This is a genomic window from Microbacterium sp. NPDC091382 (genome assembly GCF_044757025.1).
Classification (GTDB): domain Bacteria; phylum Actinomycetota; class Actinomycetes; order Actinomycetales; family Microbacteriaceae; genus Microbacterium.
Window position 1 is genome coordinate 369,732 of sequence record NZ_JBIVUD010000002.1, and the last position, 21,821, is coordinate 391,552.

22 protein-coding genes are annotated in these 21,821 nt (G+C 68.3%); 13 read left to right on the plus strand and 9 right to left on the minus strand.

The features are described 5' to 3' along the window. Nucleotides 1-4: 4 nt before the first annotated feature. The 3 genes from ACIQLK_RS09280 to pepN all read right to left on the minus strand — a co-directional run bounded on the left by ACIQLK_RS09280 (nucleotide 5) and on the right by pepN (nucleotide 4,405). Nucleotides 5-835 carry an ABC transporter permease gene (locus ACIQLK_RS09280; RefSeq protein ID WP_400364413.1) on the minus strand — a complete coding sequence of 277 codons (831 nt, stop codon included), beginning with the start codon at nucleotides 833-835 and terminating at the stop codon, nucleotides 5-7. Further along, nucleotides 832-1,746: an ABC transporter ATP-binding protein gene (locus tag ACIQLK_RS09285; RefSeq protein ID WP_400364414.1), complete on the minus strand. Its 915-nt coding sequence runs from the start codon at nucleotides 1,744-1,746 to the stop codon at nucleotides 832-834. The genes ACIQLK_RS09280 and ACIQLK_RS09285 overlap by 4 nt, the downstream gene beginning before the upstream one ends. A gap of 109 nt (nucleotides 1,747-1,855) precedes the next feature. After that, nucleotides 1,856-4,405: an aminopeptidase N gene (gene pepN / locus ACIQLK_RS09290; protein WP_400364416.1), complete on the minus strand. Its 2,550-nt coding sequence runs from the start codon at nucleotides 4,403-4,405 to the stop codon at nucleotides 1,856-1,858. Nucleotides 4,406-4,529: 124 nt separating this feature from the next. Between pepN and ACIQLK_RS09295 the strand changes: the two genes are divergently transcribed. Genes ACIQLK_RS09295 through lnt form a run of 6 tightly spaced genes read left to right on the plus strand, consistent with a single transcriptional unit; the run spans nucleotide 4,530 to nucleotide 10,382 of the window. After that, a complete protein-coding gene (locus ACIQLK_RS09295; RefSeq protein ID WP_400364418.1) occupies nucleotides 4,530-5,066 on the plus strand; it encodes a ribose-5-phosphate isomerase in 537 nt (178 codons plus the stop codon). Continuing rightward, nucleotides 5,066-6,058 (plus strand): Fpg/Nei family DNA glycosylase, encoded by a 993-nt coding sequence (locus tag ACIQLK_RS09300; protein ID WP_400364419.1) that lies wholly within the window; start codon nucleotides 5,066-5,068, stop codon nucleotides 6,056-6,058. The genes ACIQLK_RS09295 and ACIQLK_RS09300 overlap by 1 nt, the downstream gene beginning before the upstream one ends. Before the next feature lie 22 nt (nucleotides 6,059-6,080). Then, complete coding sequence (locus tag ACIQLK_RS09305; protein WP_400364420.1) at nucleotides 6,081-6,734, plus strand: FMN-binding negative transcriptional regulator; 654 nt, start codon at nucleotides 6,081-6,083, stop codon at nucleotides 6,732-6,734. After that, nucleotides 6,731-8,233, plus strand: a complete 1,503-nt coding sequence (locus ACIQLK_RS09310) for an amidohydrolase (RefSeq protein WP_400364421.1) — start codon at nucleotides 6,731-6,733, stop codon at nucleotides 8,231-8,233. Before ACIQLK_RS09305 ends, ACIQLK_RS09310 begins: the two co-directional genes overlap by 4 nt. An 8-nt stretch (nucleotides 8,234-8,241) precedes the next feature. Beyond that, complete coding sequence (locus ACIQLK_RS09315) at nucleotides 8,242-8,772, plus strand: gamma carbonic anhydrase family protein (RefSeq protein WP_400364423.1); 531 nt, start codon at nucleotides 8,242-8,244, stop codon at nucleotides 8,770-8,772. A 56-nt stretch (nucleotides 8,773-8,828) separates the two neighbouring features. Beyond that, on the plus strand, nucleotides 8,829-10,382 hold the full coding sequence (gene lnt / locus ACIQLK_RS09320) for an apolipoprotein N-acyltransferase (RefSeq protein WP_400364425.1): 1,554 nt from the start codon (nucleotides 8,829-8,831) through the stop codon (nucleotides 10,380-10,382). A 3-nt stretch (nucleotides 10,383-10,385) separates the two neighbouring features. Here the strand turns inward: lnt and ACIQLK_RS09325 are convergent, their stop codons facing one another. The 4 genes from ACIQLK_RS09325 to ACIQLK_RS09340 form a co-directional block, all read right to left on the minus strand. After that, complete coding sequence (locus ACIQLK_RS09325; protein ID WP_091353755.1) at nucleotides 10,386-10,757, minus strand: RNA polymerase-binding protein RbpA; 372 nt, start codon at nucleotides 10,755-10,757, stop codon at nucleotides 10,386-10,388. 106 nt (nucleotides 10,758-10,863) lie between these two features. After that, entirely contained in the window at nucleotides 10,864-11,637 is a 774-nt protein-coding gene (locus ACIQLK_RS09330) for a glycerophosphodiester phosphodiesterase family protein (RefSeq protein ID WP_400364427.1), read from the minus strand. After that, a complete protein-coding gene (locus tag ACIQLK_RS09335; protein WP_400364429.1) occupies nucleotides 11,634-12,590 on the minus strand; it encodes an SPFH domain-containing protein in 957 nt (318 codons plus the stop codon). The genes ACIQLK_RS09330 and ACIQLK_RS09335 overlap by 4 nt, the downstream gene beginning before the upstream one ends. Next, nucleotides 12,587-13,057 carry an NfeD family protein gene (locus ACIQLK_RS09340; RefSeq protein WP_400364430.1) on the minus strand — a complete coding sequence of 157 codons (471 nt, stop codon included), beginning with the start codon at nucleotides 13,055-13,057 and terminating at the stop codon, nucleotides 12,587-12,589. Before ACIQLK_RS09340 ends, ACIQLK_RS09335 begins: the two co-directional genes overlap by 4 nt. 135 nt (nucleotides 13,058-13,192) lie before the next feature. Here ACIQLK_RS09340 and ACIQLK_RS09345 point away from each other — a divergent pair, with 135 nt between their 5' ends. Further along, nucleotides 13,193-13,954: an SDR family oxidoreductase gene (locus ACIQLK_RS09345; RefSeq protein ID WP_400364431.1), complete on the plus strand. Its 762-nt coding sequence runs from the start codon at nucleotides 13,193-13,195 to the stop codon at nucleotides 13,952-13,954. A 13-nt stretch (nucleotides 13,955-13,967) separates the two neighbouring features. Here ACIQLK_RS09345 and ACIQLK_RS09350 read toward each other — a convergent pair whose 3' ends face one another. Then, nucleotides 13,968-14,900, minus strand: a complete 933-nt coding sequence (locus ACIQLK_RS09350) for an AEC family transporter (RefSeq protein WP_400364432.1) — start codon at nucleotides 14,898-14,900, stop codon at nucleotides 13,968-13,970. 85 nt (nucleotides 14,901-14,985) lie between these two features. Here ACIQLK_RS09350 and ACIQLK_RS09355 point away from each other — a divergent pair, with 85 nt between their 5' ends. Further along, nucleotides 14,986-15,450 carry a DUF2975 domain-containing protein gene (locus tag ACIQLK_RS09355; protein ID WP_400364433.1) on the plus strand — a complete coding sequence of 155 codons (465 nt, stop codon included), beginning with the start codon at nucleotides 14,986-14,988 and terminating at the stop codon, nucleotides 15,448-15,450. Beyond that, nucleotides 15,450-15,677: a helix-turn-helix domain-containing protein gene (locus tag ACIQLK_RS09360; protein WP_400364435.1), complete on the plus strand. Its 228-nt coding sequence runs from the start codon at nucleotides 15,450-15,452 to the stop codon at nucleotides 15,675-15,677. Before ACIQLK_RS09355 ends, ACIQLK_RS09360 begins: the two co-directional genes overlap by 1 nt. Before the next feature lie 306 nt (nucleotides 15,678-15,983). On the opposite strand, the gene ACIQLK_RS09365 is transcribed toward ACIQLK_RS09360, so the two are convergent. Continuing rightward, nucleotides 15,984-17,213 carry an ROK family protein gene (locus ACIQLK_RS09365; RefSeq protein WP_400364436.1) on the minus strand — a complete coding sequence of 410 codons (1,230 nt, stop codon included), beginning with the start codon at nucleotides 17,211-17,213 and terminating at the stop codon, nucleotides 15,984-15,986. 186 nt (nucleotides 17,214-17,399) lie between these two features. Between ACIQLK_RS09365 and ACIQLK_RS09370 the strand changes: the two genes are divergently transcribed. The 4 genes from ACIQLK_RS09370 to ACIQLK_RS09385 are packed head-to-tail and all read left to right on the plus strand — an operon-like array spanning nucleotide 17,400 to nucleotide 21,806. Then, nucleotides 17,400-18,644 carry an ABC transporter substrate-binding protein gene (locus ACIQLK_RS09370; protein WP_400364438.1) on the plus strand — a complete coding sequence of 415 codons (1,245 nt, stop codon included), beginning with the start codon at nucleotides 17,400-17,402 and terminating at the stop codon, nucleotides 18,642-18,644. Further along, a complete protein-coding gene (locus tag ACIQLK_RS09375) occupies nucleotides 18,641-19,648 on the plus strand; it encodes a carbohydrate ABC transporter permease (protein ID WP_400364440.1) in 1,008 nt (335 codons plus the stop codon). Before ACIQLK_RS09370 ends, ACIQLK_RS09375 begins: the two co-directional genes overlap by 4 nt. Continuing rightward, a complete protein-coding gene (locus ACIQLK_RS09380) occupies nucleotides 19,645-20,493 on the plus strand; it encodes a carbohydrate ABC transporter permease (protein ID WP_400364442.1) in 849 nt (282 codons plus the stop codon). The genes ACIQLK_RS09375 and ACIQLK_RS09380 overlap by 4 nt, the downstream gene beginning before the upstream one ends. A 32-nt stretch (nucleotides 20,494-20,525) precedes the next feature. Further along, entirely contained in the window at nucleotides 20,526-21,806 is a 1,281-nt protein-coding gene (locus ACIQLK_RS09385) for an ROK family protein (RefSeq protein ID WP_400364443.1), read from the plus strand. Nucleotides 21,807-21,821: the final 15 nt, after the last annotated feature.

Below are 21,821 nucleotides of genomic sequence, written 5' to 3' on the forward strand. Positions count from 1 at the left end.
GACCTTACGCGTCCCGCGTGCGCAGCAGAGCCCAACCGCCGAGGAGTGCGGCAATGGGCCAGGCGAGGATCGCGATGAGCGCAGGAACGACGTCATCGCCCGCTCCGTTCACCAGGGTTCCCGCGGCGTTGTACGGAAGGTACTGAGCGAGGTCGACGACCCAGCGCCAGCTCTCACCGAAGGCCGCGAAGATGCTGAGGATCAAAGGAGCGACGAAGAGCAGTCCGACAGTGGCCCCGATGGCCCCTGCGCCGTTGCGGATGACGAAACCGGCGCCCAGACCGAGCAGCGTGACGCTGGCGATGGCGAGCAGCGAATAGCCCAGAGGGATCCAGGTGAGGTCCGCGTCGTCCCAGGCGAACCCGTTGCTGCCGTAGATCGGTGTCAGGAGGACGATCGCGATGAGCGAGGTCAGGACGGTGGTGGCCACGAGAGTCGCGCCGGCCACGATGGTCTTGGCGAGCAGGACGGCGCCGCGCCGAGGCTCGGCAGCGATGGTGGAGCGGATCATGCCCGTGGAGTATTCCCCGGTGATCGCCATCGCACCGAAGATCCCCGCAACGAGCATCGTCAGCTGGAGCGGTGACACGACCGCAGTCACCGGGTTGAGCGGGACCTGATCGCGGAACTCGTCGGGGAGGCTCTGGGTGGCGAGGCCGACGACCACTGCGATGCCGACGGCGAGGAGGACGGTGACGCCGAGGGACCACCAGGTCGAGCGGAGGGTGAACAGCTTGACGGCCTCGCTCCGGAGGAGACGACCGAAACTGAGCCGGTACGTCGACGACGATGCTGCGGGTCGCGCCGCGGCGCGTGATTCGGTTGTGACGCTCATGCTGCTGCTCCCTGCGTGCGGTATTCGACGGACCCCTCGGTCAGGGCGAGGTAGGCATCCTCGAGCGATCCACTGCGCGGGGTGAGCTCGTGGAGGACGATGCCGTGCTGCGCGGCGACGTCCCCGACCGCCGCGGCCGTGGTGCCGGTGATGTCGAGGAGTCCCGACTCCGTGGATGTGACGGTGATGTCCGGCCCCGCGACGAGCTGGGCGAGTTCGGCGGCACGGGGAGAGCGGACACTGACGGCGCTGCGCGTCCACGCGCTGACGAGGTCCGAGATGCCGGCATCCGCGAGCACTCGGCCTCGGCCGAGCACGATGACGTGGTCGGCCGTCAGGGACATCTCGCTCATCAGGTGACTCGACAGCAGCACGGTGCGGCCGGAAGCCGCCTGGGCGCGGACGAACTGCCGCACCCAGCGGACACCCTCCGGGTCGAGGCCGTTCACGGGCTCGTCGAGGATGAGTGTCTGCGGGTCTCCGAGGAGCGCCGCGGCGATTCCGAGCCGCTGGCCCATGCCGAGCGAGAACTTGCCGGCGCGACGCTTCGCGACGCTCTGAAGACCGGTGATCTCGATGACCTCGTCCACCCGTGAGCGGGGGATGCCGTGGGTCGCCGCCATCGCCAGGAGATGGTTGCGCGCGCTCCGACCGGTGTGCACGGCTTTCGCGTCGAGGAGGATACCCACCTCGGTCAGCGGGGAGCGCAAGGATCGGTAGTCACGCCCGTCGAGGGTGACGCGGCCGGCCGTGGGCCGATCGAGTCCCACGATCATCCGCATGGTGGTCGACTTGCCGGCACCGTTCGGTCCCAGGAATCCTGTCACCTTGCCGGATTGGACCGTGAAGCTCACTCCATCGACGGCTGTCTTGTCTCCGTACCTCTTCGTGAGGCCTTCTGCAACGATCATGTGCTCCACGGTATTGACGGAGCGGGACTCGTCGCGTCCCCCGCGAGCAGGAGATCGGGGGCGGTCATGTCCTCCCGTGGTACGACGTGACCGCCCCCGATGGGCGTGCTCAGTCCTGCGCGTCGCGCTCCTGAACAGACAGCGCGCGCTCGACACCCGCGAGATTCTCGTTCACGAGACGCCGAAGGGCGGCTGGGGCGTCGCGGTGCTCGGCGAGCCACCCGCGTGTCGCGTCGCGCAGACCTGCGTCGGCGAGCGGCGCGGGGAAGAGGCCGACGATCAGGTACTGGGCGATCTGATAGGTCCGCGACTCCCAGACCGGCAGCAGCATGTCGAAGTAGGCGCCGACGAACTCCCCGAGCGCGGCGGTACCGGCGGGGTGTACGAAGCCGGCGGCCGCGGAACGCACCACGGTGTTCGGGAGGTCGTCGTTGTCGAGGAGCGACGACCAGGCGGCACGCTTGGCCTCGACGGTCGGGAGAGCGGCGCGCGCTTGAGCCGCGAACTCGCCACCCTTCGCGGTGTTGTCCGCGGCGAGAGCCTCGTCGATGTCGGCTGCCGAGACCACCCCACCCGCGGCCAGCGAGACCAGCAGCGCCCACGACAGGTCTGCGTCGATCTCGAGGCCCTCGAGCGCGAGCTCACCGGACCGCAGCTGCGAGACGATCTCCCACTGTGCGGGGACGGCCGCAGCGGAGGCGAACGCGGTCACGAACTGAAGCTGGCTGTCGCTGCCCGCTTCGGCTCCCCGGGCGAGATCCCAGAGACCGTCCGCGACGCGCCGGCGGGCGGCATCCCGTGTTCCCGGGGCCACGTACGAGTTCGCGGCGAGCTGCAGCTGCGCGAGCGTGGTGCGGACCGTCGTCGACTCCGTCTCCGCGCCGATGTTCTGGAGCACGAGATCGATGTACTCGGATGCCGACGCTTCGGCGTCGCGGGTCTGATCCCACGCGGCGCCCCAGACGAGCGAGCGCGCGAGCGGGTCGCTGATCTTGCTGAGGTGCGCCGTCGCGGTCCGGAGCGAGCGCTCGTCGAGGCGGATCTTCGCGTACGCCAGGTCGTCGTCGTTCAGAAGGACGAGGTCCGGCTGGGCGTGACCGACGAGCTCGGGGACCTCGGTGAGGTCGCCGTCGACGTCGAGCTCGACGTGGTGGGTGCGCACCAGCGCCTCACCCTCGAGGGTGTAGAACCCGACGCCCAGGCGGTGCGGACGGATCGTCGGGTAGTCGGCCGGCGCCGTCTGGACGATGGCGAAGCGCGTGATCACACCGTCGCCGTCCGCGCGGATCTCGGGCGCGAGCGTGTTGACGCCTGCGGTCTCGAGCCACTTCTTCGACCATGTCGTGAGCTCGCGGCCACTCGTGGCCTCCAGTTCCACGAGCAGATCGCTGAGCTCGGTGTTGCCCCACGCGTTCTTCTGGAAGTACGCGGAGACGCCGGCGAAGAACGCTTCGATGCCGACCCAGGCGGCGAGCTGCTTCAGGACGGATCCGCCCTTGGCGTAGGTGATGCCGTCGAAGTTGACCTGGACGTCCTCGAGGTCGTTGATCTCGGCGAAGACGGGGTGGGTCGAGGGGAGCTGGTCCTGGCGGTAGGCCCAGGTCTTCTCCATCGCGTTGAACGTCGTCCACGCCTCGGTCCACTCGGTGGCCTCGGCGGTCGCGATCGTCGACGCCCACTCGGCGAACGATTCGTTCAGCCACAGGTCGTTCCACCACTTCATGGTGACGAGGTCGCCGAACCACATGTGGGCGAGCTCGTGCAGGATCGTGACGACGCGACGCTCCTTGACGGCATCCGTCACCTTCGAACGGAACACGTACGTCTCGGTGAAGGTCACCGCGCCGGCGTTCTCCATAGCGCCGGCATTGAACTCCGGCACGAAGAGCTGGTCGTACTTGGCGAAGGGGTACGGCACGCCGAACTTGTCCTCGAAGTAGGCGAAGCCCTGGCGCGTCTTCTCGAAGATGTAGTCGGCATCGAGGTACTGCCACAGGCTCTTGCGGGCGTAGACGCCGAGGGGGATCGTGCGGCCGTCGGAGCTCGTGAGCTCGGAGAACACTTCTTCGTACGGGCCGGCGACGAGCGCGGTGATGTACGACGAGATGCGCGGCGTCGGCTCGAACGACCAGGTCGCGACGCCGTCACCCGCCGTCTGGGGCTCGGGCGTGGGCGAGTTGGACACGACCTTCCACGCGGCAGGGGCCGTCACCGTGAAGCGGAACGTGGCCTTGAGGTCCGGCTGCTCGAACACCGCGAAGACGCGGCGGGAGTCGGGCACCTCGAACTGGGAGTACAGGTAGACCTCGCCGTCGACGGGATCGACGAAGCGGTGCAGGCCCTCGCCGGTGTTCGTGTATTCGCAGTCGGCGACGACGACGAGCTCGTTCTCGTCGGTGAGGCCGTCGAGAGCGATGCGGGAGTCCGCGTAGACCGCAGCGGGATCGAGCGAGCGCCCGTTGAGGGTGATCTCGCGGATGCCGCGGGCGATCAGATCGACGAAAGTCGAGGCGCCGGCGGTCGCGGCGAAGCGGATGACGCTCCGCGAAGCGAAGACCTCGTCACCGGTCGTCAGATCGAGCGTGACGTCGTACGAATGCGTGTCGACGGTCGCGCGGCGCTCCTGCGCTTCGATACGGGTGAGGTTCTCTCCAGGCACGTTCGTGTCTCCCAGGGGTGAGGGTGGGGTGCCGCGGACGGGCGCTGCTGGCGCCGACGGCAACCGTCACAGCCTACGCCGGTGGCTCGCCGGAACGTGGTACCGGCGTCCCTAGAATCGTCACATGCGCATCCACATCGCGACCGATCACGCGGGCATGGAGTTCTCGACCCGTCTGCAGCACCACCTGGCCGAAGCCGGTCACGACGTCGTCGACCACGGTCCGGTCGAGTACGACCCGCTCGACGACTACCCCTCCTTCTGCATCCGCGCGGCGCAGGCCGTCGCCGAGGATCAGGCCGACGGCGTCGAGACCCTGGGCGTCGTCTTCGGTGGCTCCGGCAACGGCGAGCAGATCGCGGCGAACAAGGTGCGCGGCATCCGCGCGGCGCTCGTCTGGAGCATCGCGACGGCGGAGCTCGCCCGCGAGCACAACGATGCGAATGTCATCGCGATCGGTGCCCGCCAGCACACGTTCGACGAGGCCGTCGGGTTCATCGACCGCTTCATCGCCACCCCGTTCTCGGGCGAGGAGCGCCATGCCCGGCGCATCGCCCAGCTCGCCGCGTACGAGACCGACGGCACGCTCGAAGCCGACCCGCGCACTGTGACCCCCGACGTGCTCGACGCCTCGGAGACCTTCGACCCGGAAGCCGGCTGATGCCCGAGGGACATTCCGTCCATCGCATCGCCCGCCAGTTCGACCGCAACTTCGTGGGGCGGACCGTGTCCGCGTCGAGCCCGCAGGGCCGTTTCGCCGAGGGCGCCGCGGTCCTCGACGGTCGCACGCCGGTCGAGGCGCGCGCCGTGGGCAAGCAGATGTTCCTCGACTTCGGCGACGACGTCTGGCTGCGCGTGCACCTCGGCATCTACGGCGCGTGGGACTTCGCGGGCGAGATCCTCCTCGACCCGACGATCGCCTCGGCGAACGGACGAATGGGCCAGACGAACCAGCGCGGCGTGGATCCGGTCTACGACGATGCGGGCGAGAACTCGCTGTCGTCGATCGGCGCACCCCGGCGTGCGCGAGGAGCGGTCCGGATGAGCGAGCAGACGAAGGGGCTCGCGGAGCAGACGGATGCCGAATGGCCACCGCCCGTCGTCGGTCAGGTGCGTCTGCGCCTGCTGACCGAGTCGACGTGCGCGGATCTCCGGGGTCCGACCGCGTGCCAGCTGCAGACGACCGAGGAGGTGCTCGCCACCGTCGCCGCGCTCGGGCCCGACCCTCTCGTCGACGACATCGTCGAGGGGGAGGAGCGTTTCGTCGCCGCCGCGCGACGGAAGCCGACCCCGATCGGGCAGCTGCTGATGGACCAGAAGATCGTGAGCGGCATCGGCAACGTGTACCGCGCGGAGATGCTGTTCCGCGCGAACCTCAACCCGCACACGCCCGGCCGGGACGTTCCCGAGGAGACCCTGCGCATGCTCTGGCAGGACTGGGTGCGCCTTCTGGCGATCGGTGTCGAGACCGGTCAGATGATGACGATGGACGACCTCGACCCGGAGGCCTACCGCCGGGCGATGGCGAGCCGCGACGACCGGCACTGGGTGTACCACCGAGCGGGCTTGCCGTGCCGCGTGTGTGGAACCGAGATCGTGCTCGAGGAGATGGCGGCGCGCAAGCTCTACTGGTGCCCGCGGTGCCAGGCGTGACCGCTCGGAAGGAACCCGGACAGTGAGGCAGAACCCGAGTTTCGCGATGACGGACGTGGCTGAGATGCGTCGCGTCATCGAGGCCAACCCGTGGGTCACGATCGTGAGCGACGGTGAGACGGGCCTCGTCGCGTCGCACTACGCGGTCCTCCTCGATCCCGCGCGCGATGATCTGACGATCGTCGGCCATGTCGGACGTCCCGACGACCTCATCCACGGCCTGGGGGAGTCGGAGCTCCTCGTGATCGTCCAGGGCCCGCACGGGTACATCTCACCGTCCTGGTACGGAGACGGCCCGGCGGTGCCGACCTGGAACTTCGTCTCCGTGCACCTGCGTGGGGTGCCCGAGATCCTCACGCCGGAGGAGAATCTCACCGTCCTCGAGCGACTCGTCGACCGTTTCGAGACGGGTCTCCCGGGCCCGCGCGGGATGTGGCAGCCACCCAATGACGAGGAGTTCGTGCGCCGGCTCGAGAAGGGCACCGTCGGGTTCCGGCTCACCCCCACGCACGTGACGGCGAAACGCAAGCTCAGCCAGAACCGGCCGGAGGCCGTCGTCGACACGATCATCGAACACCTGGATGCCGGGGCGAGTCCGTACGCGGATCCCCGCCTCGCCGACGAGATGCGTCGCTCCCGCGACGCGATGCGGCAGGCGCGGGAGACCCAGCCGTGAGCCTCGCGCGCGGCGACGAGGTCGCCGTCATCACCGGAGTGCGACTCACGGGGGCGGACCGGACCGACCCCTTCGGCGACGACGCGGTCGACGTCCACCTTCGCGACGGCGTGATCGTCGACATCGCGCCCGCCGGTGCCCTGCCGGCTCGAGGCGCTGTGGTGGACGGCTCCGGCGGATGGCTCGTGCCCGGTCTGTGGGACCATCACGTCCACACGGTTCAGTGGGCGTTGACCGCGCACCGCACAGCGCTCGGTGACGTCGACAGCGCGGCGGAGGCGGCATCCGTCATGGGTCGCGCTCCTGTGCTCGACGACGGTCGCCGCGTGGGCACCGGGTTCCGGGATGCCTTCTGGGCCGACGTTCCCAGCCTTGCGCTGCTCGATGAGAAGACGGGTGACGTTCCGACCTATCTGATCAATGCCGACGTCCACAGCGTCTGGTTGAACAGCGCCGCGTTCTCGCGCGAATCGTTCGTGCCCACACCGGACGGCATCCTCCGCGAAGAGCCCGCGTTCGAGATCTCCCGCCGTCTCAACGACCTCGATGCCGGCGTGGTGGACCGCTACGTCCGGGGGGCCCTCGACCGTGCGGCATCCCGCGGCGTCACCGGGGTCGTGGACCTCGACATGGCCTGGAATGCGGATGCCTGGGCTCGCCGCCTCGCCGCCGGCTTCGATGGCATGCGCGTCTCCTTCGGGATCTACCCCGCCGACCTCGAACGGGCGATCGCGGAGGGGCTCGCCACGGGTGACGCGCTCGACCCGCATGGCCTCATCCGCGTCGGTTCCCTGAAGGTCATCACCGACGGCTCGCTCGGCACTCGCACAGCGGCGTGCTCCCACCCGTACCCCGGGGACCCCCACAACACGGGCGTCATGACCGTCGGACCCGACGACCTGCGCGCACTGATGGTCCGCGCGACCGGCTCAGGGCTCGCCTGTGCGATCCACGCGATCGGCGACGTCGCCAACTCCCACGCGCTCGACGCCTTCGCCGTCTCGGGTGCGACCGGTACCATCGAGCACGCTCAACTCGTCGCCCACGCCGACATCCCGCGGTTCGCCCGCCTCGGTGTGGGCGCGAGCGTGCAGCCCGAGCATGCGATCGACGACCGGGATCTGACCGATTCGGTGTGGGCCACCCAGACCGCGCTGCCGTACCCGCTTCGGTCACTGGCCGATGCCGGAGCGAACCTCCTCTTCGGATCGGATGCCCCGGTGTCGCCGCTCGATCCGTGGGCGGCGATGGCCGCGGCCGTGCACCGCACGCGGGACGGGCGAGCGCCGTGGCGAGCGGAGCAGGGCGTCACGGCGGCGACGGCGCTGGCGGCATCCACGGCAGGCGGCTCGGTGACCGGGAGCGCGCTCGAGCCAGGAGGGGTCGCGGACGTCGTCGTGATCGACCGCGACCCGCTCACGGCGTCGGACGCGGACCTTCGCACAACGCGGGTCGCGGCGACGATCCTGGCCGGTCGTCTCACCCACGTCGACCTCTGAGGAGAACCATGACAGTCTCACCGCGCGCCAGTATGGTGTCTCTGCCGGACGCCGTCCCCACCGTCGCCGATTCCGCGTTCGTCGCGGCGGGCGCCCGCGTCGTCGGAGAGGTGACCCTGAATGCGCTCTCGAGCGTCTGGTACAACGCGGTCCTGCGTGGGGACAGTGCTCCGATCGTCATCGGCGCTCGCAGCAACATCCAGGACGGCGTGGCGATCCACGTCGACGCAGCGCACGGCGTCGACGTCGGGCAGGACGTCTCGATCGGCCACAACGCCGTCGTGCACGGGTGCCGCATCGGCGACGGGACGCTGATCGGGATGGGCGCCGTCGTTCTCTCCGGCGCCGTCATCGGGGCCGGGTGTCTCGTTGCCGGCGGCGCGGTCGTCCTCGAGGGCACGGTGATCCCCGACGGATCCCTCGTCGCCGGCGTGCCCGCGAAGGTCCGGCGCGAGCTGACCGCCGAAGAGCGAGCGGGCATCCTCCGGAACGCCGAGGTCTACCTCTCGCACGCGGGGCGGCACGGCTCGGTCGCATGATCGTTGCTCACCCCGCCCTCAGCGGCGCCATAGCGCAGCTCATCTAGGCTTCGTCCGTGCCCGGCCGTCCTGTCCTCCCGCTCTGGCTTGCGCTCCCCGTGGCGGTCGCCGGTGGCGCCGTGCTCGATCTCGCCTACCCCGACATCGGCATCTGGCCCCTCGCCTTCGTCGGTGCCGCCATGACTCTCGTGACTCTCATCGGTCGTTCGACCTGGGGCGCCGTCGCCGTCGGCGCCGTGTTCGCGGCATCCTTCTATCTTCTGCACATCGCGTGGATCACCCGCTACCTCGGCCCCGTGCCGTGGTTCGCTCTCGCGGGGGTGGAGACCCTCCTCAGCGCCGTCGGGGCGATCGCCATCGCCCTGTCCTATCGGTGGCTGCCGCGGCTTCTGCCGGCGACGTGGGCGCGTGTGACGCTTCTCCCCGCCCTCGTGGCGGCCGCGTGGACGGCGCGCGAGCAGTTCCTGGGTTCCTGGCCGTACACCGGCTTCCCCTGGGCGCGGTTGGGAATGAGCCAGTCCGACGGACCCCTCGCCGAGCTCGCGTCGTGGCTCGGTGTCAGCGGCCTCACCTTCGTCATGGCCTTCGCTGTCGCGGCCGCCATCGAAGCGGTCCGGCTGCGGTTCTGGCGTCGCATGCGGCTCGCCGTCCCCGCCATCGTCGCTGCGGCCCTTCTCGTTCTCGTCCCGCAGTTCCCGACGACGGATGCCGGGACGATGCGCGTCGGCGCCGTGCAGGGCAACGGTCCGTCAGGCTACTTCGACAAGCGCAACGCGTACGACGTGTACCGCGCGCAGCTCGCGGCGACCGAGCCGCTCATCGGCAAGGACATCGACGTGCTGCTGTGGCCGGAAGGCGGTGTCGATTCGGATCCGCTGAACGACGAGTCGATGACGAAGGCCCTGGACGAGCTCTCCAAGAAGGTCGACGCGCCGCTCATCATCAACGCGGCGACCGAGCGCGGCACCAAGGTCTACAACTCGTCGATGCTCTGGCAGGCCGGAGCGCAGAACCCGGTGGCGATCCACGACAAGACCCACCCGGTCCCGATGGGGGAGTACGTCCCGGATCGCTGGTTCTTCGAGGCCCTCGCGCCGGACCTGATCGGCCTCATCCAACGCGAGTACACGCCCGGGACGAATCCACCGTTCTTCGATGTGAACGGGGTCGGCGTCGGCCTGGCGATCTGCTTCGACGTCATCTACGACGATGTCATCTGGCAGGGCGCCCGTGACGGTGCCGAGGTCTACATGTTCCAGACGAACAACGCGGACTTCCGCGGGACCGATGAGAACGTCCAGCAGCTGGGCTTCGCCCGCATGCGGGCGATCGAGACGGGGCGGTCCGTGGTCAACATCTCCACGGTCGGAACGAGCCAGGTCATCGCGCCGGATGGCTCGGTCATCGACGGGCTGGCGGCTGACACGGCCGGCGCTCTGCTGGTAAACGTTCCGTTGCGCACGGGGCTCACGGCCGCCGTCGTCATCGGACCCGCAGTCCAGTGGGTCCTGGGGTGGTCGGCTCTGCCCGTACTTCTGGCGCTCGGCTTCCTGGTTCGCAGGCGCACGAAAGCGGCGCCGCCCGTGGAGGACGACGCCGCTGAAGTGTGAGGGTCAGGCGCTCAGTTTGCCGGAGTTCTCGCCACGGCGGGACCGCAGGAGAGCCAGTCGCTCCTCGAGCAGCTCTTCGAGCTCGGGGATGGTGCGACGCTCCATGAGCATGTCCCAGTGGGTGCGAGCGGCCTTGTCACCGGAGTGGTCGACGACGGCGACGGTGTCACCGATACGTCGAACTGCCTCGGCTCCGCAGGTCCGGCATTCCCAGGCCTCAGGAACCTCGGCGTCCGCAGCGAAGGTGAGAACGGTCTCCCGTTCGCACTGCGTGCAGACGTAGGTGTGGTTGGTGCGCTCTACGAATACGACGCCTTCTTCGCTCTGTAGGCTCGAAGCGCCGAGACGCATGCCTCGAAGGCTGCGATCTGCCATTGTGTGGTCCTCTCGTCGTCCTCAGGTATAACGAACGCACCTGTGCGGATCATCCAAGAAGTCCTCAATCGATGTGGTATTCACAGCCGATCTCCAGGACCGCCGACTATAGGACGCGCGTCTTCTCCGCGACACCCAGATCGGGGCGATCGGTGACGATGCCGTCCACGCCGAGATCGAGCAGTCGCCGCATGTCGCGGGGGTCGTTCACGGTCCACACGTGGACCTCCACCCCTGCGGAGTGGGCGAGGTCGAGAAGACGCCGAGAGAGGATCCGGACGCCTCGATGACGCTCCGGGATCTGGAGCGCCTGGATGCCGTCGAGCCGGCGCGCGGCGACCCTCGGGAGACGTGCCGTCAGTGCGGCGAGGACGAGGGCGGTGATCTTCGAGCCGGCCGAAGTCGCCGGCTCTCCGCCGTGTGTTCGGGCTGCGTCGAGGGCGATCTCTCGCCGACGGTCGGAGAAGCTCGTGAGCAGGACGCGGTGCGCCTCTCGTGCGATGAGAGCGCCCACCGGGTGCGCGGCGGCATCCGCTTTGACGTCGAGGTTGAACCGCGCGTCCGGGAAGGCTCGGAGGATGTCGGGGAGGATGGCCAGCCCGCCGCGCGTCGACATGATGTCGGCGAGTTCGCGAGTGCGGACCTCCGCCACCGGGCGAGAATCGTTCGCGACGCGACGGAGGTCGTCGTCGTGGAAGAGGACGACATCGCCGTCTGCGGTCAGGTGGCAGTCCGACTCTAGGTAGACCGTGCCCGTCGCACGTCCGGCGGCGAGAGCGGCCACGGAGTTCTCCACGACGCTCTCGGAATCGTGCGGAACGAAACCTCGGTGAGCCAGGATGCGGGGCGTCGACTCACCGAGGAACCACGGGTGGGTCATGAGGTGGGGGGTGTCCCGTCCGCCGGGTCCGCCGCCTTCTTCGCTGCACCGCCGAAGGCCGTGCTGAACGAGTTGAGCGCGTTCGTGAATTCGCTCGGGATGATCCAGAGCTTGTTCGAGGAGCTCTCGCTGATCTTCGGCAACGTCTGCAGGTACTGGTAGGCGAGCAGCTTCTCGTCGGGATCGCCCTTGTGGATCGCGTCGAACACGTACTGGATCGCCTGCGCCTCACCCTCGGCACGCAGGACGGCAGCCGTCTTGTCTCCCTCGGCTCGCAGGATCTCGGCCTGGCGTCGACCCTCCGCTTCGAGGATCTGCGACTGCTTGGAACCCTCGGCGGTGAGGATGGCCGCGCGGCGATCGCGCTCGGCGCGCATCTGCTTCTCCATCGAGTCCTGGATGGAGACCGGCGGGTCGATCGCCTTCAGCTCCACGCGGGAGACCCGGATGCCCCATTTGCCCGTCGCCTCGTCGAGGACGACTCGCAGCTGCGTGTTGATGTTGTCCCGACTGGTGAGCGCCTCTTCGAGGTTCAATCCACCGACCACGTTGCGGAGGGTGGTCGTCGTGAGCTGCTCGACGGCACCCAGGTAGTTGTTGATCTCGTAGGTGGCGGCGCGCGCATCCGTGACCTGGAAGTAGACCACCGTGTCGATCGAGACAACCAGGTTGTCCTCGGTGATGACGGGCTGCGGCGGGAAGGAAACAACCTGCTCCCGCATGTCGACGAGCGGCAGCAACCGGTCGACGAAGGGGATCAGCAGATTCAGGCCGGGGGAGAGGGTGCGCTGGTACCGGCCGAGCCTCTCCACGACACCGGAGTAGGCCTGCGGGATGATGCGGATGGACCGGAACAGGACGACGACGACGAAGATCGCGACGACCACCAGCAGGATGATGACGAAGATCTGGCCGACGAAGCCGCCCACGTCGACTCGGGCGGGGAGGATCATGCGGGATTCCCTTCTTCTGGCGCCACCACGACGGTGGCGCCGCGGACGGCGGTGACGGTGACACGCTGACCCGGAGCGACGGATGCCGCGGCATCCGTCAACCGCGCGGTCCAGGTCTCGCCGTTGTCGAGCTTGACCGAGCCGTCACCGTCGATGAAGGCCGTGACGACACGCGCCGACATGCCCGTCAGCGCGTCGACGTTCGTCGGAATGTGCTGGCTGGAGCGATGGAGAGCTCGCAACAGAAGCGGACGGATCGTGAAGAGCAACAGGCCCGAGACGGCCGCTGCCGCGAGGACCTGCAACCACCAGACACCGCCGGCGATGTTGACGCCGAGGCCGCCGATGAGTGTGCCCGAGGCCAGCATCAGGAACGTGAACTCGAGCGTCAGAAGCTCGATGATGACGAACAGGACCGCGAGCACCAGCCATCCGATCCACAGGTACTGGATGAGATCCGGGAACATCGTCGGCTCCTTCGGTGGGCGTGTCCTCGCACACTATCAACCGGCTTCGTCGCTCGGGCCTACCGCGCCGGATTGGTAGGCTCGACGCGCCCCATCCGCCTCGCGCACCCGCCGAGCACTTTGCAGGAGAGCCCCATGTCGCAGCCCGTTCCCGCCGCCTCCCTGTCCGGCAAGACCGTCCTCGTCACCGGATCGTCCCGGGGGATCGGGGCGGACACCGCGCGCTACCTGGCGCAGGCGGGGGCCAATGTCGTCATCAACTTCCGGAACAAGGCCCCGCGCGCGGAGAAGCTCGCCACGGAGCTGCGTGAGCTCGGGGTCGAGGTCCTCACCGTGGGTGCGGATCTCACCGACCCGGCATCCGTCTCGGAGATGTTCTCGGCGGTCGCGGACCGGTTCGGCTCTCTCGACATCCTCGTCCTGAACGCCTCCGGCGGCATGGAGGGCGGCATGGCCGAGGACTACGCGCTCACCCTGAACCGTGACGCTCAAGTCGGCGCGCTCGAGGCGGCCCTCCCGCTGATGCCCGCCGGCGGCCGCGTCGTCTTCGTCACGAGCCACCAGGCGCACTTCATCCACACGACGCCGACCATGCCCGAGTACGAGCCCGTCGCCCGGTCGAAGCGTGCCGGCGAGGATGCTCTTCGGGAGCGGATCCCCGCACTGACCGATAAGGGCGTCGAGTTCGTCGTCGTCTCGGGCGACATGATCGAGGGCACCATCACCGCGACGCTCCTCGAGCGCGCAAACCCGGGTGCGATCGCCGAGCGCCGCGAGAGCGCGGGCAAGCTCTACAACGTGTCGGAGTTCGCCGCCGAGGTTGCGCGGGCGGCCGTCGAGCCCGTGCCCGCCGACAACACCCGCTTGATCGGCGACACCGCGTCGTTCGGAGTGTGACTGGCGCCCCGGGTCAGACCCCGGGGCTGAGCAGGACGACGATGAGGAACAGGACGGGGACGCATCCGATCGTCGTGAGGAAGACGGTGTCTCGCGCGATCGTCTGACCGATCGAATAGCGCTGCGCGTAGTTGAAGACGTTCTGCGCGGTCGGCAACGCTGCGAGCACCGTCACGACGAGGACTTCGGCCGGCGACAGCCCGAACGCGAATCGCGACAGCAGCCATGCCGCCAACGGCATGAGCAGGAGCTTGAGTGCGGTCGCGAGCAGGATGTCGCGGCGGTGCTCCGGTGCTCCGAGCACGCGTTGCCCGTTGAGCGAGATCCCGTAGCTGATCAGCAATACCGGGACGGCGGCGCCCGCGACCAATTCGAGCGGATCGATCACGATGTGGGGGAGCGGGATGCCGGTGGCCGAGACGATCGTGCCGAGAACGGAACCGACGACGATCGGGTTGGTGACCGTCCGCCGCACAATGGGCCACGGCCTGCGGCGTCCGTCGGTCGTCAACGCCTCGAAGACGGCCATGACGACGGGGGTCAGGACCAGGAGCTGGAACAGGATGACGGGGGCCGGGTAGGCCGCGCTTCCGAGCAGGTACAGCGACAGCGGGATGCCGATGTTGTTCGAGTTCACCTGGCCCGCAGACAGCACTCCGATGAGAACCTCACCCGCAGGGCGCCGCCAGACGAATCTCGACACGACACCGAAGACGGCGAAGACCGTCACGGCGGCCAGCGCCGATACCGGCAGCAGCGCGGAGAACAGGGTCGCGACATCGGCCTGCGCGAGGACGACGAAGAGCAGGAACGGGCTGAGGACGAAGAACGTCAGGCGACTGAGCACCTGGGAGCCCGTGGGACCCAGCAGATCGATGCGCCCGATGATCCATCCGACGAGGATGGCGACTCCGATCACGACGAATCCGGTCAGCACCTCGAGCACGACTCGAGCCTACGTCCCGGCATCCCTTGTCGGAGAACTGAGGGAGATGTATCGTTTATCGATAGATAGTCATCGAGAGGCACCTATGAGCCGCACTACGATCGTCACCCTGCGCATCCTGCTCGCCTTGTCCCTCGCGGGGTCTCTCGCGGTCCAGGTCCTGGTCCTGCCCGCCGCCTGGGCCGACCTCGCCGGTGCCGCACCGGTCTGGCGTGTCACGTCGGTCGGCATCATCGCGCTGTGGCTCGTCTGCCTGCAGACCGTCGCGGTATGCATCTGGCGGCTCGTCTCGATGGTCGCCGATGACGCGGTCTTCTCCTCGGGCGCCTTCCGTTTCGTGAACGTCGTGATCGCAGCGATATCGGTCGCGGCGATTCTCACGGCCGGCTTCGCGACCCTGCTGGCCCCGGGTGAGGTGGCCCCGGGCGTCGTGGGGATCATCTACGGAGCCGCGGTGGCCACCGGGGGAGTCGCGCTCGTCGTCGTGGTGATGAAGTCACTCCTCCGCAAGGCGATCGAGATGCGCTCCGAGCTCGACGAGGTGGTCTGATGCCCATCGTCGTCGACATCGACGTCATGCTCGCCCGCCGCAAGATGGCCGTCGGCGATCTGGCGACGCGCATCGGCATCACTCCGGCCAACCTCGCGGTGCTCAAGAACGGTCGGGCGAAGGCCGTACGGTTCACCACGCTCGACGCGCTGTGCGAGGTCCTCGGATGTCAGCCCGGCGATCTGCTGCGGTGGGAGCCCGATCACGACGCGGATGCCGACGTCTGAACGCGGGAGCTCTTCCTCCTGGGCATCATCGACCTCACCGTCCTCGCCTTCAGCGTGCGTGCGCAAGGGGCAAGGGGGCAGGCCGTCCACGACCGAGCGGCTCCTGCGGTTGCCGAGGTGACAGCGCGCCTGCCCGTTCACGCGTTCGCCGATAATTCGCATTATGTCAACTTGCGTTTAGTGAGGCCGCCGGAGCACCTCCTCCGATCAGCGGGAGATCTGAATGGACGGGGCTTCCGCTCATGTGACGCATGGCCGGTCTGGCGAGTTTTCGTGATCACGCACCAGGCAACGTCAGCCGACGCCTCAGAGCGCGAGCGGAAGACGCGTCGTGGACAACCCGACGTCGCCGAGGAAACGCTCGAACGCCAGCGTCGCCATGCCGATCGCGACCGAACTGCCCCGCACGGTGGACACGCCGAGGTCGACCGGTGCCGTCGCGCCGATCGGCGCGCGCCGTTGCAGTTCCCGCTTCGTCGGATCGACGAGGTCATCGCCCAGCGCCCACGCGGTCCATCCCGTGAGCATCAGTACTTCGGGGTCGATGATGGCCGCCAGGTCGCCGAGCGCGACGCCCAGGTAGTGCGCCGTCCGCGCCAGCACCTCGTCGACGACGGCGTCTCCGCCAGGCTGCCTGTGCGCGGTCGCGAGCCCCTCGATGAATTCGCGCTGCGGAACGACGGCCAGCGCATGATCGGGCGCGATCTCGCGGAGCGTCGCTTGGATGCCGGGGGCACCGACGTACGCCTCGACGCACCCCTGTCGGCCGCAGCGGCAGGTGCGGCCATCCAGAACGAGGACCGCATGACCCCACTCCCCCGCACTGTGCGTCGCACCGCGGAGGATCTTGCCCTCCAGGACGATGCCGGCGCCGACGCCGGTGCCGAGGTTGGCGATCACCATGGACGCAGCGGTCCGTCCTCGGCCGAACCAGAGTTCGGCCGTCGCGATCGCCTTCAGCGGGTTCTCGACCACCAGCGGCAGGCCGATGCGCTCGCGCAGCTGCCTCAGCACCTCCACGTTCCGCGCAGCCCACCGCGGGGCGACGGCGTCCGCTGACTCCTCTGCGCTGATGAGACCCGGGAGCGCGATGCCGGCGCCGAGCACCCGGTCGCGGGAGACCGCCGTCTCGCGCAACGCTGTGTCCACCGCGCGCACGATGCTCTCCGTCACGCTGGTGGCCGACGGCAGACTTTCGTCCATCGGTACCTCGACCGAGCCGACCTCCTCGAGGCTGACGTCGAACACGATCGCACGAACGTATGTCTCGGCGACGTCGATGCCGAGAATCCGGCCACGCTCACCGTTGACGCGGAGCATGGTCGTGGGCCGTCCGGCCCCCAGTGCAGAGCTGCCGGCATCCACCACGAGGTCTTCAGCCCGCAGCTCCTGCACGATGGTCGCGACAGTGGCGACGCTCAGGCCGGTCGTCTGCGCCAGCTCGTTCCGCGTCGAGGTCCCCGCGGACAGCAGACCGTGGAGGACGTCGAGACGCGATTCGCTGCGGATGTCGCGCGACGATCTCTTTCCCACCACGATGGCCTCTCCGGCGTTCTCCGCGACCTACGCGAGTACCTGCATGAATACTGCCAGAGCCGAACCCATTTTGGATCGGGGGTAGACCACCCCTTCTTTTAAGCGTTAGATTAAGGGCGATCGGTGCGACGGCGGACTGATCGGACACCTGAATCGCCGTCACCATCCCGCAGAGAGGCGAGAAGGATGACATCACCCAAGCGACGGAAGATCGCAGTCACAGCAGCAATCCTGAGCGCATCGGCGCTCCTCATCTCCGGTTGCTCGAGCAATGCCGGCGGAGGTGCGGACGGCCCGGTTTCGCAGTTCTACCACCAGTACGGCGAGGCGGGCGTCCAGGAGGCCGTCAACCGTTGGGCCGACGACTACAAGGACGCGAAGATCGACTTGCAGTGGGTGGAGGGAGACTACGCGCAACGCGTCAACGCGCTCCTCGCCTCGGGCAAGGGCATCGACCTGTTCGAGTACAACGCGATCAACGTCGAGGCCGCGCGGCAGGGCCAGTACGCCGACATGACCGACCTCGTCGAGCCGGTCAAGGATCAGATCCTCCCGATCGCCCTCAAGCCCGTGACGATCGACGGCAAGTACTACGGCATCCCGATGATCACGGATGCCCAGCTCTTCATCTACCGCCCGTCCATGTTCAAGGAGGCGGGCGTCGAGGTCCCCAAGACCTGGGATGAGCTCGTCGATGCAGCGAAGAAGCTGACGAACGCCGACCACAAGGGTCTGTTCCTCGGCAACGACGGCGGCGCCGGCATCCTCGCCGCCAACCTGCCCCCGGCGGCCCCCGGCGGGATCATCAGCGACGACAACAAGAAGGTCTCGCTGAGCTCGCCCGAGCTGGCTGACGCGCTGACCTCCGCGCACGAACTGTACGACTCCGGTTCGCTGCTCATGGGCGCTCCGACCGATTGGTGGGACCCGACCTCCTTCATCGCCGGTGACGTCGCGATGAGCTGGCAGGGCCTGTGGGCGATCCCCGCGATCAAGAAGGCGCTCGGCGACGATGTCGGCGCATTCGCAGTACCGGCCCTCGCGGGCGGGCAGCCCATCGTCGGCGTCTCGCAGTGGAACGAGATGGTCGCCGGCAAGTCCGGGAAGATCGAGAAGGCCAAGGAGATCGCCAAGAAGCAGTGGATCGACGACACCGACTGGCAGATCGAGTTCAGCACCAAGTACGGCTTCCACATCCCGCCGTTCAAGAGCGCACGCGAGCAGGCCAAGACGCTCGGTGACGGCGTCGCGAAGCAGATCGTCGACCTCACCACCGAGTACGGCTGGACCGGCGGCCCGTACTACACCCCCGCCATGAGCACCGCGCTCACCGACGCGGTCACCCGTATCGTCGTCGACGGCGCGGACGCGAAGTCGGAGCTGTCGTCGGCTCAGACCACGATGCAGGGCATGCTGGACGCACTCCAGTGACTCAGCTCAACACTCCGGTGGCCCGGGTCTCAGACCCGGGCCACCGGCCCACTCCCCCGCCCTCCGTGCCGCGCGGCCGGCGTCCGATCCGAGGCACGCGCCGTGCCTTCTGGCTCTTCGTCAGCCCCTTCTTCATCGGCCTGTTGATCTTCAGCATCATCGCGCTGTTCTGGGGTTTCTACCTCAGCTTCACCCGCGCTGTCGCGACCATCACGCCGACAGACTTCGTCGGATTCGACAACTACATCTCACTCCTGACCGACCCGAGCTTCCTGTCGTCGCTCCTGTCGTTCACGGTGTTCGCGATCCTCGTCGTGCCGACGACTCTCATCGCCTCGCTCGCACTCGCGATGCTGGTGGCGAACCTCCCCGTGGCGCGCGCCTTCTTCCGATCCGTCTTCTTCCTGCCGACGGCGTTCTCGTACGTGATCGCATCCCTGATCTGGAAGCTCGGCATCTTCAGCGGCTCGACCTCCTCGGTGGCCAACTCGGTGCTGTCCTCGCTCGGGCTACCGACCGTGGATGCCTGGCTCACACAGTCGCCGTACTACTGGGTCGTCATCGTGAGCGTCCGCCTGTGGCTTCAGGTGGGGTTCTACATGCTGCTGTTCATCGCCGGCCTGCAGCGGATTCCGGAAACCCTCTACGAAGCGGCCGCGATCGACGGCCTGTCGCGCGGACCGCGGCGCTTCTTCGCGATCACGTGGCCGCAGCTGCGCCCCACGACGGCAGCCGTGATGCTCCTCCTGCTTGTCGCGGCGTTCCAAGCCTTCGACGAGTTCTACAACCTCGTCCGAACGATTCCCTCGGTCCGCCCACCGCTGCTGTACATCTACAACCTCTCGTTCCAGCAGCTCGACTACGGCAAGGGTTCCGCGGGTGCGTTCGTCGTCACGGCGATCGTCGTCCTCGTCGCGCTCCTGCAGTCGCGCTTCTTCGGATTCGGCTCTGCCGACGAGACGAAAGCGCCGCGTCGCGGTGCACGGAAGGGACGCGCCTCATGAGTGTCGTCGGAAACCCCGTCCGCCGGAGGGTCGAGCTGACCCTTCGTTACGCGGTCCTCATCGTCCTCGCCCTCCTGTTCCTGCTGCCGCTGTACGTCATGGTCAAGACGGCGGTCTCGCAGCCCGAGGACGTCACCTCCAAGACATTCGTGTGGTGGCCCTCCGACCCCAACTGGGGCAAGTTCGCGGAGATCTTCGCCGACGAGCGCTTCGGGCAGTCCCTCGTGACGTCGGCGATCATGGCCGTGTCGATGACCGTGGGCCAGATCATCATCGGCGCCCTCGCGGGGTACGGGCTGGCTCGCATCCCGAACCGCGCGTCGAAGCCCCTCCTCGGCCTGACCGTGACGATGCTGCTCATCCCCAGCGCCACCACGTTCCTCCCGAACTACCTCATCGTTTCGTGGCTGGGGTGGACCGAGAGCCTCCAGGGCATCGTCGTCCCGACGCTGTTCACCGCGTTCAACGTCTTCCTCTTCCGACAGTTCTTCATCTCGTTCCCGAAGGAACTGGAGGAGGCGGGCAAACTCGACGGACTCGGCTACATCGGCACCTTCGTGCGTATCGTCCTCCCCAATTCGCTCGCCTTCGCCGCGGCGCTGACCGTGCTCGGCTTCCTGGGCGCATGGAACGCCTTCCTGTGGCCGCTGGTGGTGGCCGGCACCGGCTTCGGGGCGCTCACCGTCCAGGTGTACCTGTCGTCGTTCATCACGGCGCAGACCTTCGACTACACCGGACTGTTCGCCGCCGGGTTCCTCGCATCCATCCCGGTCCTCTTGGTCTTCATCCTCCTGCAGCGCTGGCTGCTGCGCGGTGTCGCGGAGACCGGCCTCGGGGGCTCCTGAGCCGCGCTCGGGTCAGAGACCAGCGACGACACATGAACCGGACACGATCCTCGAGCGAGATCCGTGACGCCTCGCGCCGCGAGATCGTCCGCGCGCTCGTCGTGGGCGGCACGGCGACGAGGAACGACCTGGCTCGCTCCACCGGGCTGAGTGCCGCCACCGTCTCGAACCTCGTGACCGAACTGCGCGAGGCGGGACTGATCGCGGATGCCGGTACCGACAACGCCGGCACCGGTCGGCCGACGACAGTCCTCCGCATCGACGGGCGAGGCGGGTCGTTCCTCGGGATCGACGTCGCGGAGACGTACATCCGCGCCGTCGTCTTCGATGCCTCGCTCGCCGAGATCGGCGCGGCCGACGTGGACCTCGACGAGGCGTGGTCATCCATCGACCGCGTCGCCGACGCACTCGTGGCAGCCGTCGATGAGGCGCTGAGCCGTGGCGGCCGGAGGCGAGACGACATCCTCGGTGTCGGGCTCGGTCTGCCGGGGATCGTGTCGAAGGATCCGCGTCGCGACGTGCCTCCGCACGGGTGGGCTGCCCACATCCGCGACCTCGAGTCGCGCGTCCGGCGGCACCTGCCGGCTCCCGTCGTCACCGCCAATCCCCTGCAGGCGGTCGGGCATTCGGAGATCTGGTTCGGGACGGCACGAGGGCGTTCGAGCGCCGTCGTCGTCAACCTCGGCACGGGCGTGGGTGCAGGCATCATCGTCGAGGGACGCGTTCTCCGGGGCGCGACCAGTACGGCCGGCGAGTGGGGGCACACGGTGCTCGAGCTCGACGGCCGCACCTGTCGTTGCGGACGCCGAGGCTGTGTCGAGGCGTATGTGGGGGTTCCCGGCATCCATCAGACGCTCCGTGATGTGGATGCGGGGCACGCACTGCTCGGTCTGCATCAGCGCGACTTCGTCCACGGTCTGCGGGATTCCGTCGACGATCCGGCCGTCGCCCAGACGCTCGCCCGTACCGCGCGCTACCTCGGAATCGCTCTGTCCGACATCGTCGCCGTCCTCAACCCCGAAGTTCTCACGCTCACCGGCTGGACGGCATGGGCGCTCGGGAGTTCGCTCCTGCCCGGCGCGCGTGCGGCCCTCGCGGAGCGCGCCCCCGAGATGACGGCTGCTCGTCTCGATCTGGGAGTCTCGCCGGTGCGGGTCAACAGCGTCGCGACGGGCATGGCCGTCCTCGCGTTCGAGAATCACCTCGATTCCCGAGCGCTGGCGCGCCGTTCGCGCCCGCGGCCGGAGGCGACCGTCACGCCGGATCCGCTGCCGCCCACTCTCCCTCAGACACCGCAGCCGATCGCCGGCTGAGCCTCGACCGACAGG

What these genes read in the sequence shown, in the direction of transcription:
- ACIQLK_RS09280 (WP_400364413.1), bottom strand. Translation starts at nt 835, where the DNA reads ATGAGCGTCACAACCGAATCACGCGCCGCGGCGCGACCCGCAGCATCG.
- ACIQLK_RS09285 (WP_400364414.1), bottom strand. Translation starts at nt 1,746, where the DNA reads ATGATCGTTGCAGAAGGCCTCACGAAGAGGTACGGAGACAAGACAGCC.
- ACIQLK_RS09295 (WP_400364418.1), top strand. Translation starts at nt 4,530, where the DNA reads ATGCGCATCCACATCGCGACCGATCACGCGGGCATGGAGTTCTCGACC.
- ACIQLK_RS09300 (WP_400364419.1), top strand. Translation starts at nt 5,066, where the DNA reads ATGCCCGAGGGACATTCCGTCCATCGCATCGCCCGCCAGTTCGACCGC.
- ACIQLK_RS09315 (WP_400364423.1), top strand. Translation starts at nt 8,242, where the DNA reads ATGACAGTCTCACCGCGCGCCAGTATGGTGTCTCTGCCGGACGCCGTC.
- ACIQLK_RS09325 (WP_091353755.1), bottom strand. Translation starts at nt 10,757, where the DNA reads ATGGCAGATCGCAGCCTTCGAGGCATGCGTCTCGGCGCTTCGAGCCTA.
- ACIQLK_RS09330 (WP_400364427.1), bottom strand. Translation starts at nt 11,637, where the DNA reads ATGACCCACCCGTGGTTCCTCGGTGAGTCGACGCCCCGCATCCTGGCT.
- ACIQLK_RS09335 (WP_400364429.1), bottom strand. Translation starts at nt 12,590, where the DNA reads ATGATCCTCCCCGCCCGAGTCGACGTGGGCGGCTTCGTCGGCCAGATC.
- ACIQLK_RS09340 (WP_400364430.1), bottom strand. Translation starts at nt 13,057, where the DNA reads ATGTTCCCGGATCTCATCCAGTACCTGTGGATCGGATGGCTGGTGCTC.
- ACIQLK_RS09345 (WP_400364431.1), top strand. Translation starts at nt 13,193, where the DNA reads ATGTCGCAGCCCGTTCCCGCCGCCTCCCTGTCCGGCAAGACCGTCCTC.
- ACIQLK_RS09355 (WP_400364433.1), top strand. Translation starts at nt 14,986, where the DNA reads ATGAGCCGCACTACGATCGTCACCCTGCGCATCCTGCTCGCCTTGTCC.
- ACIQLK_RS09360 (WP_400364435.1), top strand. Translation starts at nt 15,450, where the DNA reads ATGCCCATCGTCGTCGACATCGACGTCATGCTCGCCCGCCGCAAGATG.
- ACIQLK_RS09370 (WP_400364438.1), top strand. Translation starts at nt 17,400, where the DNA reads ATGACATCACCCAAGCGACGGAAGATCGCAGTCACAGCAGCAATCCTG.
- ACIQLK_RS09380 (WP_400364442.1), top strand. Translation starts at nt 19,645, where the DNA reads ATGAGTGTCGTCGGAAACCCCGTCCGCCGGAGGGTCGAGCTGACCCTT.
- ACIQLK_RS09385 (WP_400364443.1), top strand. Translation starts at nt 20,526, where the DNA reads ATGAACCGGACACGATCCTCGAGCGAGATCCGTGACGCCTCGCGCCGC.